This is a genomic window from Rhizobium sp. CECT 9324, assembly GCF_918741265.1.
GTDB lineage: Bacteria > Pseudomonadota > Alphaproteobacteria > Rhizobiales > Rhizobiaceae > Allorhizobium.
On the sequence record NZ_CAKKMZ010000001.1, the window covers coordinates 3,616,146 to 3,630,603 of the forward strand.

The 14,458-nt window shown below is 61.3% G+C and carries 13 protein-coding genes; 2 read left to right on the top strand and 11 right to left on the bottom strand.

The annotated features are described in order from the left end of the window. Window positions 1-213: 213 nt before the first annotated feature. The 3 genes from LQ231_RS17570 to LQ231_RS17580 are packed head-to-tail and all read right to left on the bottom strand — an operon-like array spanning window position 214 to window position 2,733. Window positions 214-993 carry a MetQ/NlpA family ABC transporter substrate-binding protein gene (locus LQ231_RS17570; RefSeq protein ID WP_230172539.1) on the bottom strand — a complete coding sequence of 260 codons (780 nt, stop codon included), beginning with the start codon at window positions 991-993 and terminating at the stop codon, window positions 214-216. 41 nt (window positions 994-1,034) lie between these two features. Next, the gene (locus tag LQ231_RS17575) at window positions 1,035-1,703 is read right to left on the bottom strand and encodes a methionine ABC transporter permease (protein ID WP_230172547.1); all 669 of its coding nucleotides are present in this window, start codon (window positions 1,701-1,703) and stop codon (window positions 1,035-1,037) included. Continuing rightward, complete coding sequence (locus tag LQ231_RS17580) at window positions 1,693-2,733, bottom strand: methionine ABC transporter ATP-binding protein (RefSeq protein WP_230173400.1); 1,041 nt, start codon at window positions 2,731-2,733, stop codon at window positions 1,693-1,695. The genes LQ231_RS17575 and LQ231_RS17580 overlap by 11 nt, the downstream gene beginning before the upstream one ends. A gap of 169 nt (window positions 2,734-2,902) precedes the next feature. Between LQ231_RS17580 and LQ231_RS17585 the strand changes: the two genes are divergently transcribed. Continuing rightward, complete coding sequence (locus LQ231_RS17585) at window positions 2,903-3,232, top strand: hypothetical protein (RefSeq protein WP_230172550.1); 330 nt, start codon at window positions 2,903-2,905, stop codon at window positions 3,230-3,232. On the opposite strand, the gene LQ231_RS17590 is transcribed toward LQ231_RS17585, so the two are convergent. From LQ231_RS17590 to LQ231_RS17620, 7 genes are all read right to left on the bottom strand, one after another. After that, on the bottom strand, window positions 3,175-3,678 hold the full coding sequence (locus LQ231_RS17590; RefSeq protein ID WP_230172552.1) for a GrpB family protein: 504 nt from the start codon (window positions 3,676-3,678) through the stop codon (window positions 3,175-3,177). The two genes, LQ231_RS17585 and LQ231_RS17590, sit on opposite strands and share 58 nt — an antisense overlap. 29 nt (window positions 3,679-3,707) lie before the next feature. Next, a complete protein-coding gene (locus LQ231_RS17595; RefSeq protein WP_230172555.1) occupies window positions 3,708-5,081 on the bottom strand; it encodes a GH1 family beta-glucosidase in 1,374 nt (457 codons plus the stop codon). Between the two features lie 339 nt (window positions 5,082-5,420). Beyond that, complete coding sequence (locus tag LQ231_RS17600; RefSeq protein ID WP_230172558.1) at window positions 5,421-6,593, bottom strand: Gfo/Idh/MocA family oxidoreductase; 1,173 nt, start codon at window positions 6,591-6,593, stop codon at window positions 5,421-5,423. 208 nt (window positions 6,594-6,801) lie between these two features. Next, window positions 6,802-7,854, bottom strand: a complete 1,053-nt coding sequence (locus tag LQ231_RS17605; RefSeq protein ID WP_230172560.1) for a sugar phosphate isomerase/epimerase — start codon at window positions 7,852-7,854, stop codon at window positions 6,802-6,804. 141 nt (window positions 7,855-7,995) lie between these two features. Further along, a complete protein-coding gene (locus LQ231_RS17610; protein WP_230172563.1) occupies window positions 7,996-8,949 on the bottom strand; it encodes a substrate-binding domain-containing protein in 954 nt (317 codons plus the stop codon). 71 nt (window positions 8,950-9,020) lie between these two features. Next, window positions 9,021-10,037, bottom strand: a complete 1,017-nt coding sequence (locus LQ231_RS17615) for an ABC transporter permease (protein WP_230172566.1) — start codon at window positions 10,035-10,037, stop codon at window positions 9,021-9,023. Between the two features lie 93 nt (window positions 10,038-10,130). Then, the gene (locus LQ231_RS17620) at window positions 10,131-11,669 is read right to left on the bottom strand and encodes a sugar ABC transporter ATP-binding protein (RefSeq protein WP_230172567.1); all 1,539 of its coding nucleotides are present in this window, start codon (window positions 11,667-11,669) and stop codon (window positions 10,131-10,133) included. A gap of 178 nt (window positions 11,670-11,847) precedes the next feature. Here LQ231_RS17620 and LQ231_RS17625 point away from each other — a divergent pair, with 178 nt between their 5' ends. Then, window positions 11,848-12,867, top strand: a complete 1,020-nt coding sequence (locus LQ231_RS17625; RefSeq protein WP_230172568.1) for a LacI family DNA-binding transcriptional regulator — start codon at window positions 11,848-11,850, stop codon at window positions 12,865-12,867. Window positions 12,868-13,136: 269 nt separating this feature from the next. Here LQ231_RS17625 and xylA read toward each other — a convergent pair whose 3' ends face one another. Continuing rightward, the gene (gene xylA, locus LQ231_RS17630) at window positions 13,137-14,447 is read right to left on the bottom strand and encodes a xylose isomerase (RefSeq protein ID WP_230172570.1); all 1,311 of its coding nucleotides are present in this window, start codon (window positions 14,445-14,447) and stop codon (window positions 13,137-13,139) included. Window positions 14,448-14,458: the final 11 nt, after the last annotated feature.

Below are 14,458 nucleotides of genomic sequence, written 5' to 3' on the forward strand. Positions count from 1 at the left end.
CCTCGAATGTCAAATGCAGGAAGTCGCATATGTGAACCTTGGCATGAAGATCCACCCTGCGCATAATGTGTTCAATTTAGCTTAACATACTGACATGCAATGAAAATATTGGAATTTTAAATTCTTCTAATTCACGGGCACTGACCTTTCCGGGACTTTCCCGGAAAGGTTGTTTTAAGGCTCGACACCGAATGTCAGTCGCTCAGGAAGCGATTACCAGGCCGGGATGACGGCACCCTTGAATTCGTCCTGGATAAAGGCCTTCACGGCATCGCTGTGATAGGATTCGACCAGTGTCTTGACCCAGGCAGCGTCCTTGTCGGCGGCTTTGACCGCGATGACGTTGATATAGGGTGCCTTTTCGCTTTCGCGCGCAATCGGGTCCGTGCCGGGATTGAGGCCGGCTTCGAGCGCGTAATTGGTATTGATCACCGAAGCGTCGACATCATCAAGGGCACGCGGGAGTTGAGCCGCGTCCAGTTCGGCAAAGGTCAGGTTTTTCGGATTTTCGATCACGTCGGCCGGACCGATCTTCAACCCGGCACCGTCCTTGAACTTGATCAGGCCCTGGTCGGCCAGCACCAGCAGTGCACGACCGCCATTGGTCGGATCGTTCGGGATCGCAACGGTGGCGCCGTCGGCGAGGTCCGCAAGGCTCTTGATCTTCTTGGAGTAGACGCCCATCGGGAAGTTCACCGACTGCGCAACGCTGACCAGATCAAAACCGCGGTCGGAGACCTGGTTGTCGAGGTAAGGCTGATGCTGGAACGAGTTGGCATTGAGATCGCCATCGGTCAGCGCCTGGTTCGGCACGACATAGTCGGAGAATTCGAGGATTTCGATGTCGAGGCCCTTGGTCGCCGCGACTTCCTTGACCTTCTCCATGATCTGGGCATGCGGACCCGGGGTAACACCGATCTTGATGCTTTCAGCCAGGGCAGTACCGGCAGAGAACAGAGCGGCGAGCGAGGCCGCGAGAATGAGATTTTTCATGGAATGTCTCCTTGTATTTTCTGTTTATCGCTTGGAAAGGATCAGTTTTTCCGGCTTTTTTTGTCGAAGCGCCGGGCAAGTCCATCGCCGGCGCTCTGCACCGCCTGGACCAGCACGATGAGAACCACGACAACGGCCAGCATCACATCCGGCATGAAGCGCTGGTAGCCGTAGCGGATGCCGAGATCGCCGAGACCGCCGCCACCGACAGCACCAACCATGGCGGAATAGCCGACAAGACTGACAGCGGTCATCGTCAGGGCAAGCACGATACCGGGCTTGGCCTCGGCCAGCAGCACCTTGGCGACGATCTGCAAAGGTGTCGCCCCCATGGCCCGCGCCGCCTCGATCAGCCCCTTGTCGACCTCGCGAATGGCCGCTTCGATCAGGCGGGCCACGAAGGGGATGGTCGCAATCGTCAGCGGAACGATGGCGGCAGACGTGCCGATCGATGTGCCGGTGATGAGCCGGGTGAAGGGAATGATCGCAACCACCAGAATGATGAAGGGTGTCGAGCGCGCGGCATTGACCACAAGGCCAACCACGCGGTTGACGGAAGGGGCAGCAAACAGCTCGCCGCGGCCGCTGGTTGCCAGAAACACACCGAATGGCAGGCCGATCAGCGTGCCGATCACGCCGGCGACCGCCACCATCTGCAGCGTCTGCAAAAGGGCTTTCAGCAAAAGATTGAACAGCATCTCAGGCGCCATAGCCGAGCACCTCCGTGGTCAGGCCGGTTTCGGCATAAAAATGGTTCGCCCGCGCAACGACGTCGGGCGCCGCCACATAGGACACCACCAGCGACCCATAGGGTTCGCCGGCGATCTCGTCGATCGTGCCGGTGATGATATTGACGTCCGAGCCAAGCTCGCTCATCAACCGCGAGACCAGCGGTTGCTCGGCGGTGGACCCGAAGAAATTCAACCGCACGAACAACCGGTCGCCCGCTCCGGCAACGGGCTTCAGCCGGCGTGCGATCGCTTCGGGGAGCTTCGTGCCGGTCAGGCCGGACAACAGCGCGCGCGTGGTCTCATGGCTCGGACGGGTGAAGACGTCGAATGTGCGTCCTTCCTCGACGATCAACCCCTTGTCGATCACAGCGACGCGCGTGGCGATGGCTTTCACCACCTCCATTTCGTGGGTGATCAGCAGGACGGTGAGCCCGAGATCGCGATTGATGGTCTTCAACAGATCGAGGATCGACTGGGTCGTCTCGGGATCGAGCGCCGACGTTGCCTCGTCCGACAGCAGCAGCGATGGCTCGGTCGCAAGCGCCCTGGCAATGCCGACGCGCTGCTTCTGCCCACCCGACAACTCGGCGGGATAGCGCCCGGCTTTGTCCGCCAGCCCGACCAGATCCATCAGAGGCCCGACCTTCGCCTGGATCGACATGCGGTCGTAACCGGCGATTTCCAGCGGCAGGGCAATATTGTCGGCAACGGTGCGCGAGGACAGCAGGTTGAAATGCTGGAAGATCATGCCGACGGAACGGCGCAGACGGCGAAGGCCGGCATCGTCAAGACCACCGACATCGACGCCATCGACAAGAACCTTGCCCGTGCTCGGCGTTTCCAACCCGTTGACCAGCCGGATCAGGGTGGACTTGCCCGCACCGGACCGACCGATAATCCCGGTAATGGCGCCTTTCGGAACCGTGTAGTCGATCCCGGCCAGCGCCGTGAAGCCGGACTGGCCGCGGCTCTCGCCGAAATGTTTGGTCACGCCTTCAAAAGCCACCATGGCGGGCGCGCCGATGCTCTCTTCGACAAGGGCATTCGTCATCGCAGCGCTCCCCGCGCGGAAGGCGTCGAAAGTCCGGATAGGGTCATGAAAAGTCTCTTCGGTAGCTGGCCACGCGGCCATGGATCGGGGTTTCTCGCGGACTTACCGGGAGCAACACATTCGGCACATGAAACGCCGCCTTACCATTCCGATCCCTGTCTTTCAAATTTGCACAATGCGTTTTAGCACCGCATTGGGGAAAACTGATCTGCTTATTGCACCGGTCAGCGCCAAAACCGAGCAAATGCATTCCGATTTTGGGCCACCGATGGATAAATCTATCCAAACGACATCCACATCGGAAGTGGCCACCGTGTCGCAGGTCAAACCTGCGCCGCCTCACACAATGTCAGGCAAAACGCACCAGGCAATGACGGACAACCATTTCATCGTCATCCACTATCGCGATGCGATGTCGACAATCCTTGCGACGAATGCGGCCTTGCCACCGGTGTAATAGGTCCAGTCGCCATTCGCCTCAGCCGCCAAGCGACACTTCAGCGCGGCATAATCCGCGGAGTCCTCGGGATGACTGCGCAACCAGTCGCGAAACAGGATACGCTTTTCATGCGTGGCATTGTTCGGCCCACAGAGATAAAGCCGGTTGCCACGGGAGCCACGCCCGGACGTGAACGTCCACATGCCATCCGAATAGGGCGTGCCATGGAACGTGTATTTCGGTATCGCCTTTACCCGTTCGACCGCTTCGGCCATCATCCCCTCATCTCGGATGACGGCATCGATGTCGATCTTCGGCTTGGCACGCAGTCCCACGACCGACGTGCTGCCAACGTGATGAATATCATCCACGAGTTCGCCCAGCAGGCTCAAGAGCGCAGCTTTTTCCGCCGCGAAAAGCGCCCGCCAATCAGGGTCGTAGTCGGTGACCTCGATGCTGCCCATCCGCGATCCTGTCTGCCGCGCGGCGACGCTCAGTCCGGCTTGAAATTTCCCTTGGGGAACTCCGCCGCCAGCGCGCTATACCATTTGCCGCTCTTCTTCACCGTGCGCACCTGCGTGTCATAGTCGACATGCACGAGGCCGAAGCGCATCCGGTAACCTTCCGCCCATTCGAAATTGTCCATCAGGCTCCAGGCGAAATAGCCATGCATCGGATAGCCGTCCTGGATAAGGTCGGCGACCACAGACAGATGCTCGACATAATAGTCGAGCCGCGGCTGGTCATCGACCGCGCCGTTCTCGACCTCCATATTGTAGCAGGCGCCATTCTCGGTGATATAGCAGACCGGCAATTCGTAGCGCCCGTAGAGACGCGCGACCAGCGACTTCAGTGCCGGCGCATAGACTTCCCAGCCGATATCCGTCTGCACCTTGGACACCGGCGGCGCGCCGATCGTAGCCGGGAATTCGGCGCCGGGTGCCGGATCGTCCGAGACGCGCATCGGCGTGTAGTAGTTCAGTCCCCACCAGTCGAGTTTCTGGCTGATGATCTCAAGGTCGTTCTCCTCGATCTTCGGCATGCGCGAACCGAGAGCCGACAGGAAGTCCGCCGGATATTCGCCCTTGAACACCGGATCGAAGAACACGCCGTTGTGGAACTGGTGCGCCCGCTCGGCAGCCGCGATATCTGCCGCACTGTCCGACCCTGGCAGCGTCTCATGCGCATTCAGCACCAGGCCGACCGGCACATTCGGCGCAATTTCCCGGATCGCCTGAACGGAGAGACCATGGGCAAGATTGGTATAATGCAGCGCATGCAACGCCGCATCCATGTTGCGTTCGCCCGGCGCATGAATACCGTAGAGATGCGACAGCCAGACCGAGCACCACGGCTCGTTGAAGGTGGCGACAGCATCGAGGCGGTCGCCCAGCCGCTCCATGATTACCTTGGTATAGCGCTGGAAGGCATAGGCGGTCGAGCGCGCCGTCCAGCCACCGTCTCCCATCAGGGCCAGCGGCAGGTCCCAGTGATAGAGCGTCGTATAGGCCTTGATGCCGCGCGCCTTCAGGCCGTCGATCAGCCTGTCATAAAAATCCAGACCCGCCTCGTTGATCGGTCCGGTCCCCTCCGGAACGATGCGCGGCCAGGCGATCGAGAACCGGTAGCCGGTGACGCCCATGGCCTTGATCAGGTCGAGATCGCTTTCCCAGCGATTGTAGTGGTCGCAGGCGACGTCGCCATTGTGCCGGCCGAAAACCCGGCCCGGCATGTTGGAAAACGCATCCCAGATCGACGGCTTGCGACCATCGGCCTTCGACGCTCCCTCGATCTGGAATGAGGCCGTCGCCACGCCAAACAGGAAATCGCCGGGAAACCGGTCGGCAAACAGTTTCGGATCGATCATCGGGAATGGGTCCTTGTCTTGATGCGGCAGCCGGACTGCCGCCGAAATCTCGACTGCGATTTAAACCAATCATCAGACAGCGTGAAGACAAAGGGGAGAAAAATCTGCAACGTTGCAGGAAATCCACCCTCCCCTTGAGGGGGAGGGTCGGACCGAAGGTCCGGGGTGGGGTGATCGCCCGCGTCACATCAAAATGCCAGGATCACCCCCACCCGCGCGTTCCGCGCGACCTCCCCCCTCAAGGGGGAGGTGGGAGGCAAACCCACTACCGTATCCGTCCCCTCTCCCCGCCTGCGGGGAGAGGGTCAGGGTGAGGGGCAATCTTGCACTCTCAAGCCGTCAGAGCTTCACCCAGCCGCCATTCTTCTTGCCCGACTCGATGCAAGCCTCAACAAAAGCGACACCCTTCACGCCATCGTCGATCGTCGGATAGACCACCGCCGGATCGACCTTGGCACCGGTCCGCGCCGCATTGATCGCGAGCGCTGCTTCCGTATAGATCGTCGCAAAGGCTTCGAGATAACCTTCCGGATGACCGCTCGGAATGCGGGTGACGCGGCCGGCCGCAGCGCCCGCACCCGCGCCACCGCGGGTGATCAGCTGCTTCGGCTCGCCGAGACGGGTGAGCCAGAGATAGTTCGGATCGGCCTGCGTCCATTCGATACCGGCCTTGGTGCCATAGACGCGCACCTTCAGGCCATTCTCGTGACCGACGGCCACCTGGCTGCACCACAGAAGGCCCTTTGCGCCACCCTTGAAGCGCAGCATCACATGGGCATTGTCGTCCAGCCGGCGGCCCTCGACAAACGTGTGCACATCCGCGGCAAGCTCATCCAGCTCGAGGCCGGAAATGAACGAACCGAGATTATAGGCATGTGTGCCGATGTCGCCGGTGGAACCACCCGCACCCGACTGCTTCGGGTCGGTGCGCCAGGCCGCCTGCTTCTGGCCCGTCTGCTCGATCGGCTCCGCCAGCCAATCCTGCGGATATTCCATCTGCACCAGCCGGATCTCGCCGAGATCGCCGTTCTGCACCAGTTCGCGTGCATGGCGAACCATCGGATAGCCGGTGTAGTTATGGGTCAGAATGAACAGGGCCTTGGCCTTGTCGGCGACCGCTTTCAGTTTCTTCGCATCTTCGAGATTGGAGGTCACCGGCTTGTCGCAGATGACATGGATGCCACGCTCAAGAAAGGCCTTGGCTGCGGGATAGTGGACATGGTTCGGCGTGACGATCGATACGGCCTGGATACCATCCGGCCGGATCGCTTCCTTTTCCGCCATCTCCTCGAAGGAACCATAGCAGCGCTCGGGATCGAGCCCCAGTTCACGTCCGGACGACAGCGACTTTTCCGCCGTCGACGACAGCGCGCCGGCAACCAGATCATACTGGTCGTCGATCCGCGCCGCGATCCGATGCACAGCACCAATAAACGCACCCGATCCGCCACCCACCATGCCGAGCCGGATCTTCGGGTTCCGCTCTTCCGTCTTGCCTGCTTCGATCGCCATAATGTCTTTCTCCCGAATGATAATGTAGTGCGAGGGTTACCCCCCTCTGTCACTCTCGTGACATCTCCCCCTCAAGGGGGGAGATTGCCCGCCAGCGTTTCGCCCCAATTGAAAGGCCACCGACATCTCGGCAACCGATCTCCCCCCTTGAGGGGGAGATGCCCGGCAGGGCAGAGGGGGGTACCATTATGCCGGGACGCTCACCGTCTCAGAGCCCCAGCATCCGCCGGTTGGCCGCGTCATCCGTGCCACCAGAAGCAAAATCGTCGAAGGCATGGTCCGTCACGCGGATGATATGCGCCTTGACGAATTCCGCCCCTTCGCGTGCGCCGTCTTCCGGATGTTTCAGCGCGCATTCCCATTCGACCACGGCCCAGCCATCGAAATCATTGGCCGCCATTTTCGAAAAGACCGCACCGAAATCGACCTGGCCGTCGCCCAGCGAGCGGAAGCGCCCGGCCCGGTTGACCCAGCCCTGATAGCCGCCATAGACACCCTGTCGGCCGGTCGGATTGAATTCCGCGTCCTTGACGTGGAACATCTTGATCCGGTCCTTGTAGATGTCGATATTGTCCAAGTAATCCAGGCATTGCAGCACATAATGCGACGGGTCATAGAGCATGTTGGCGCGCGGGTGGTTCTTCACCCGCTCGAGGAACATCTCGAAGGTCACGCCGTCATGCAGGTCTTCGCCCGGATGGATCTCGTAACAAACGTCCACGCCCTGCTCGTCGGCATAGTCGAGGATCGGCGTCCAGCGGCGGGCCAGCTCGTCGAAGGCGGCCTCGACCAGACCGGCCGGGCGCTGCGGCCAAGGATAGATGTAAGGCCAGGCGAGCGCACCGGAAAAGGTCGCATGCGCCTTGATGCCGAGATGCTTCGATGCTTTCAGCGCGTATTTAACTTGCTGCACGGCCCATTCCTGCCGCGCCTTGGGGTTGCCGCGCACTTCCGGTGCCGCAAAGCCGTCGAAGGCTTCGTCATAGGCCGGATGTACGGCCACCAGCTGGCCCTGAAGATGGGTTGAAAGTTCGGTGATTTCGATGCCGTTGTTGCGCGCCACGCCGGCGAGTTCGTCGCAATAGTCCTTGGATTCGGCCGCCTTCTTGAGGTCGATCAGCTGACCGGCCCAGGTCGGCACCTGCACGCCCAGATAGCCCTTGTCGGCCGCCCATTTGGTGATCGCATCCCAGGAATTGAACGGTGCTGCGTCACCCGCAAACTGACCGAGAAAGATCGCCGGCCCCTTGATCGTCTTCATGAATTCTCCTCCCTGAGCATCCTGCAACGTTTCCGTAAACGATTACAGGAGATGGTTTTTCGATACAACCGCAATGATGAAGGCGGCATAAAATCTGCCCGGGGAAACCCGGGCAGAGCAATGTTCGTGAGTGTCCGTGGATCAGAAAGGCGAGTCCGGGAAATAGTAGTTCTGGGCGTTGTCCTTGGTGATCAGCGTCGCGTCGAGCACATAGGTGCCATGGACCGGAACCTGGTCGTAGATCGCCGCAGCCGTCAGTTCCATCGCCGTGCCAACCATCGACGGCGGATAGAGAACATCGACCGGGATCATCTTGTCGCCGTCCATGACCTTCTTGATCATGTCCTTTGAGCCGGCACCGGCCACGACATACTGGATGTCGGTGCGCTTGGCCTGCTCGATCGCCTGCAGCACGCCGACGGCCATGTCGTCATCCTGGCACCAGACCACATCGATCTTCGGATATTTCGTCAGGTAGTCCTGCATGACCTTGAAGGCGTCGTCGCGGTTCCAGTTGCCGAACTGGCGGTCGAGAACCTTGACGTTGGAGCCTTCGATGCCCTTGTCGAAACCGTCCTGGCGCTGCTGGTCGATCGGGATCGGCAGGCCGCGGATGACGACGACTTCGGCGTCCGGCGTATTCTCGGCAATGTACTTGCCGGCGACTTCGCCCAGCGCCGGGTTGTTGCCCGCAACATAGAGGTCACGCACCGAATTGTCATTGGTGCTCGGCGCGCGGTCGACGATCGAGACGAACGTGCCCTTGCCCTTGATTTCCTTGATCGCGTTGACCAGCGGATCCGGATCGGTCGGCAGGATGACCAGAGCGTCGATGCCCTGGGTTTCCAGATCCTGCAGCGCATTGGCCTGGCTTGCCGGATCCGGCGAAGTCTTGACGATGACGTTGAGGCCCGGATGCTCCTTCATCAGAAGCTCGGCAACGCGGTTTGCATGGTAGACGACGCCAGCCGTCCAGCCGTGGTCGGCGGCCGGAATGGAGACGCCGATGGTCTTCGTCTCCTGCGCCTGCGCAGCCGTGAAGATCGCGGTCAACGCCGTCATGGCGACGGCCAGACCCAACAGTTTCTTGTGCATTGGTTTCCTCCCAAAGTGACTAAGGGTCGACTGAACGACGGACCGGGCGACCCTCCTGCCCGGCCGTTTCTTTACGCCTTGCGCGCCAGCGACCGCTGGACGAGCATCGCGATGATGATGATCGTGCCCTGGATGGCGCCGATCAGATATTCGGAGATGAAGTTCGACAGCAGCATGATATTGCCGACGAGTTCGAGGATGAAGGCGCCGCAGATCGTGCCCCAGACCCGGCCGGCGCCGCCCTTGAGCGCCGTACCGCCAACGACAACGGCGGTGATCGCCTGCAACTCCCACAGGATGCCGGTCGTGGCCGATGTCGACCCCAGCCGCGGCACGTAAAGCAGAACGGCGATGGCCACGCAGAGACCCTGGATGATGAAGGCGATGGTCCGCACCCGGTCGACGGCGATGCCGGAATAACGCGCCACGTCGCGGCTCGAACCGACAGCCACCACATGGCGACCATAACGCGTGCGGTAGAGGATGAAGGCGGCGATCGCCGTTACGATCAGGATGATCAGGATTGGCAGCGGTATGCCGAGAAACGAACCAAAATAGACGGGGCGATACAGTTCCTGCTGCTCGGGGGAACGCAGGGTGATCGCCCCGCCCTGGGAGAGCCAGGTGGTGAGGCCGCGATAGATGCCCATCGTGCCGAGCGTCGCGATAAAGGGTTCGATCTTGCCGACGGTGGTGATCAGGCCATTGGCCAGACCACACAGCGAACCGATCACCACGGTCAGCACCGCAGCCGTCGCCAGCATCAGCGCCGGATCGGCAATCACGCCGGAATTCATGAACAGGATCATCAGGCTGGCGACGAAGGCCACCATCGAGCCGACCGACAGATCAAGGTCGCCGGAAGAAATCACGAAGGTCGCGCCAACTGCGATGATCGCAATGAAGGCCGAGCGGGTTGCGACATTGGCAAGGTTGTTCAGGCCGATGAAATTGGGATTGACCATGGCACCGACGATCAAAAGCAGCAGCAAGGCCGCAAACGGCGCCACGGCACGCAGATCGACATCGCGCCAGGTACGCCGGCCACGGATTTCGGGTGTGCTCTCTGTCTCGGCAGTCGTATTCACTGGTCGTCTCCTCCCGGATGGACGCTTCTGAGGCGGTCCATTCCCCTGTCTTTTGTCTCTGGCGCAATCCGTGATCCGGCCGAGCCGGACCCGTCAGCTGGCCAGTTGTCTCTTCAGTCCGGCGGCGTAGCGCATGATCACCTGCTCGCTGATCTCCTCGCCCTCGAGCACCCCGACAAGGCGTCCCTCGCGCATCACCGCCACCCGGGTGCAAAGCCCGATCACTTCCGGCATTTCCGAGGAAATCACGATGATCGAGCGCCCCTCGCGGGCCAGTGCCGCAATGAAATGATAGATCTGCTGCTTGGTCCCGACATCGATCCCGCGCGTCGGCTCGTCGATGATGATGATCTGCGGTTCGATCTCCATGATCTTCGCCAGCAACAGTTTCTGCTGGTTGCCGCCCGACATGCGCCCGACCCGCACGCGTTCATCGCGCACGCGAATGTCGAAGCGCCGCTTGGCCCGCGCCATCGCCTTCGTCTCGCTCGACGGATCGAGATAGCCATGGCGGATATGCTGGTCGATCGCCTGCAATGTCAGGTTCGCCGTCATCCCCTCACCGAGCAGCAGACCCTTGCCTTTGCGATCCTTGGTCATATAGGCCAGCCCGCGCCGGTTCGCTTCGCGAAAATCTTCCGGCAACAGGTCCGTGCCCTTCAGCTGGACGACGCCGGACAGGCGCGGCCGAAGCCCGGCAACCGCCTCCATCAGCTCGGTACGGCCGGAGCCAATCAGACCGGAAAAGCCGAGCACTTCGCCCTTCTTCAGCTCGAAGCTGACATGCTTGACATAGGCGGTGCTCAGATCCTTGACCGAAAGCACCACCTCTTCATCGACATTCGGCTCGTGCTTGGTTGGATAGAGGCTGGAAAGCTCGCGCCCGACCATCAATTGCGCGATGGATTCCCCGTCAAGCACGGCGGTCGGCGCCGTCTTCACCCACTGGCCGTCCCGCAGCACGGTGACCCGGTCGGTCAGCTCCATCACCTCGTCCAGCTTGTGACTGACGAAGACGAAGCTCGTACCCTGGGCGCGCAGCTTGCGCACCTGGGCAAACAGCACATCCGTTTCTTCCCGTGACAGGACGGCGGTCGGCTCGTCCATGAACACGATACGCGCCTTGCGGCTGATCGCCTTGGCGATCTCGACCATCTGCTTGTCGGCCACCGCCAGCGAACTGATCAGCGCATCCGGATCGATCGGCGAGCCGAGCTGGTTGAGCGCCCGCACCGTCTCGGCCCGCATGAACTTGCGGTCGAGCACGCCGAAACGCGTCACTTCGCGGCCGAGAAACAGGCTTTCGGCAACCGTCAGATGCTCTGCGAGATTGAATTCCTGGTGGATCAGCACGATGCCCAGCGCTTCGGCCGCGCCATTCGGCGGCAGGATGACCGGCTGGCCATCCAGCAGGATGCGCCCGGCCGTCGCCTGCTCGAAACCCGACAGGATCTTCACCAGCGTCGACTTGCCGGCACCGTTTTCGCCCATCAGCGCATGCACTTCGCCGGGCAACACGTCGAAATCGACGCTGAACAGCACCTGCACGTCGCCAAATGATTTCGAGATACGTTCTGCCACGAGCACGGCTTTGCGCGCTTCGTCCCCGGCCCTAGTCCCAGCCCCAGTCATGCAATCCTCCCGGCGGCTCCTCAACCGCTATGCTGACCTATGTAAAGGTTTACATGATCTATGTAAAGGTTTACATCATCCATTCACAGGGTTGTTTAACCGCCCTCTCGGCTTTCGCAGCCGCAACACAGCAGATAAGGTCTCCAACGATTCCATATGGATAGGGGGATGGGGCAGCGTGCCGAATTCAGCGCCGGCCACGATTGACGACGTTGCACGCATTGCCGAGGTGTCGATCGCCACGGTGAGCCGTGCCATCCATACGCCCGACAAGGTGGCCAAGACCACCCGCCAGCGCGTCAACCAGGCAATTGCGATCACCGGCTACACCACCAATGCCATGGCCCGCTCGCTTCGCATGGGCCGCTCCAACATGATCCTGATCCTGGCTCCGGATATCGGCGACCCGAATTTCTCCACCACGCTGATCGGCCTGGAAAACGAGGCCCGCGCCCATGGCTTCGGCGTGCTGATCGGCCATACCCAGAACGATCCCGAGCGCGGGCTGGAATACCTGAAATTTCTCAGTTCCGGACAGGCCGCAGGCCTTGTGCTGTTCACCGGCCACGAACCCTTCGGCCATCAGGTGATCGGCCAGCGCCTGCCGCCGTCGGTGGCCGTGTTCGAACCGGTCTTCGGCTCGAAGACCTCCTATGTCGGCGTCGATGACACCGCCGGCGCCCGCAAGGCGGCCGAACATCTTCTCTCGGCCGGCCACCGGCGCATCGCCTTCATCGGTGACGCAAAGACAAGGCTCGGCCACCAGCGCCGCCGCCAGGGCTACGACCTCGCCCTCGACGCCGCCCGCATTCCGCCCGACCACCGTTTGGTCCTGGAGGGCGACGGCACGATCGAAAGCGGCCGCCTCGCCGTCGAGCAACTGTTCATGCGCGACACGCTGCCGACTGCCTTCATGTGTGTCAACGACGCGACAGCCGTCGGCGTCATCAACGGCCTGACCGCCCGCGGCTACGATCTGCCGCGCGACTTCTCGATCATCGGTTTCGACGACGTGCCGCAGGCGACCTATGTCAATCCGGCTTTGACCACGATCCGCCAGCCACGCAGCGCCATCGGCCGCCAGGCCATGGCACTGCTGCTGGAAACACTGGCCGAGCGCCCGACCGAGCGGCGCGAAATCCTGATCATGCCGGACCTGATCGTCAGGGGATCGGTGACGGGACCGGGCAAGCGGTAGCGGGCGGGCCTGCTGTCCAAGTGTCCGCCGTCAGGCACTTTGTGGGCACGGCCGGGAATGTTGACGGGCACGACACCCCGAAGCCGTCTTCCTCGGGTTTGTTCCGAGGATCTACTGCAGACAACCAGGAACCCGACCTAAACCGTTGAGCGACGCTGCGAACCTCGGCAGAGGCTCGGGACAAGCCCGAGCATGACGTCAACCGCATAAAAAAGCCGGGACACTCGCATGCCCCGGCCCAATCGCATGATATCACATCAACCTACATCTCAGACGTAGCGGTTGACCACATTCTCCAGCAGTTCCTGCTGGCCCGATTTCGGCTGCGGATTGACGTCCTTGGCCTCGACGCGGGCGGCGATTGCCTCGAGGCTTTCCTCGCCGCGCAGCATCGTCTGGTTTTCGGCCTTGTCCCAACCGGCATAGCGCGAGGCCAGCGGACCCGATAGCGCCTTGTCCTCGATCATCTTCGCCGCAGCCTTCAGGCCACGGGCGCAGCAATCCATGCCGCCGATATGGCCGATCAGCAGGTCGGCCGGATCGATCGACTGGCGGCGCAGCTTGGCGTCGAAGTTCGTACCACCGGTGGTGAAGCCGCCGCCGGCGAGAACCTGGTAATAGGCCAGCGCCATTTCCGGCACATTGTTGGGGAACTGGTCGGTATCCCAGCCGGACTGGTAGTCGTTGCGGTTCATGTCGATCGAGCCGAAGATGCCGAGCGCATTGGCCAGCGCCAATTCGTGCTCGAATGTATGGCCGGCCAGGATCGCATGGCCCTGCTCGATATTGACCTTCACTTCCTTCTCCAGACCATAGGTCTTGAGGAAGCCGTAGACGGTCGCAACGTCGTAGTCATACTGGTGCTTGGTCGGCTCCTGCGGCTTCGGTTCGATCAGCAGCGCGCCCTTGAAGCCGATCTTGTGCTTGTACTCGACCACCAGGTTGAGGAAGCGGCCCATCTGGTCCAGTTCCCGCTTCAGGTCGGTATTGAGCAGGGTTTCATAACCCTCGCGGCCGCCCCAGAGCACATAGTTCTCGCCGCCCAGACGTTTGGTCGCATCCATGCAGGTCTTGACGGTCGCCGCACTGAAGGCAAACACATCCGGATCCGGATTGGTCGAGGCGCCCGACATGTAGCGGCGGTGCGAAAACAGGTTCGCCGTGCCCCAGAGCAGCTTCACGCCGGTCTCGGCCTGCTTTTGTTCGAAGTAGTCGACGATCTCGTTGAGGTTCCGGGTGTTCTCGGCAAAGCTATCGCCTTCCGGGCGCGCGTCGGCATCGTGGAAGCAATAATAGGGCGTGCCCAGCAGGCTGAACATTTCGAAGGCGACATCCGCCTTCAGCTTCGCCTTGTCCATGCCGCTGCCATACCAGGGACGGTCGAAAGTGCGGCCACCGAAGGGGTCTCCGCCCTCCCAGGCAAACGTGTGCCAATAGGCAATCGCAAAGCGCAGATGGTCTTCCATGCGCTTGCCGGCGACCATTTCATCGGGATTGTAGTGGCGATAGGCCAGCGGATTGGTGCTGTCGGTGCCTTCGTATTTGATCTTGGCGATATCGCCGAAAAAGCCAGTGCTCATGGGTCGTTCCT

Bases quoted from the DNA above. Each gene is read 5' to 3' on its own strand.
- LQ231_RS17570 (WP_230172539.1), bottom strand. From the start codon at position 993: ATGAAAAATCTCATTCTCGCGGCCTCGCTCGCCGCTCTGTTCTCTGCC.
- LQ231_RS17575 (WP_230172547.1), bottom strand. From the start codon at position 1,703: ATGGCGCCTGAGATGCTGTTCAATCTTTTGCTGAAAGCCCTTTTGCAG.
- LQ231_RS17580 (WP_230173400.1), bottom strand. From the start codon at position 2,733: ATGGTGGCTTTTGAAGGCGTGACCAAACATTTCGGCGAGAGCCGCGGC.
- LQ231_RS17585 (WP_230172550.1), top strand. From the start codon at position 2,903: ATGAAACGCCGCCTTACCATTCCGATCCCTGTCTTTCAAATTTGCACA.
- LQ231_RS17590 (WP_230172552.1), bottom strand. From the start codon at position 3,678: ATGGGCAGCATCGAGGTCACCGACTACGACCCTGATTGGCGGGCGCTT.
- LQ231_RS17595 (WP_230172555.1), bottom strand. From the start codon at position 5,081: ATGATCGATCCGAAACTGTTTGCCGACCGGTTTCCCGGCGATTTCCTG.
- LQ231_RS17600 (WP_230172558.1), bottom strand. From the start codon at position 6,593: ATGGCGATCGAAGCAGGCAAGACGGAAGAGCGGAACCCGAAGATCCGG.
- LQ231_RS17605 (WP_230172560.1), bottom strand. From the start codon at position 7,854: ATGAAGACGATCAAGGGGCCGGCGATCTTTCTCGGTCAGTTTGCGGGT.
- LQ231_RS17610 (WP_230172563.1), bottom strand. From the start codon at position 8,949: ATGCACAAGAAACTGTTGGGTCTGGCCGTCGCCATGACGGCGTTGACC.
- LQ231_RS17620 (WP_230172567.1), bottom strand. From the start codon at position 11,669: ATGACTGGGGCTGGGACTAGGGCCGGGGACGAAGCGCGCAAAGCCGTG.
- xylA (WP_230172570.1), bottom strand. From the start codon at position 14,447: ATGAGCACTGGCTTTTTCGGCGATATCGCCAAGATCAAATACGAAGGC.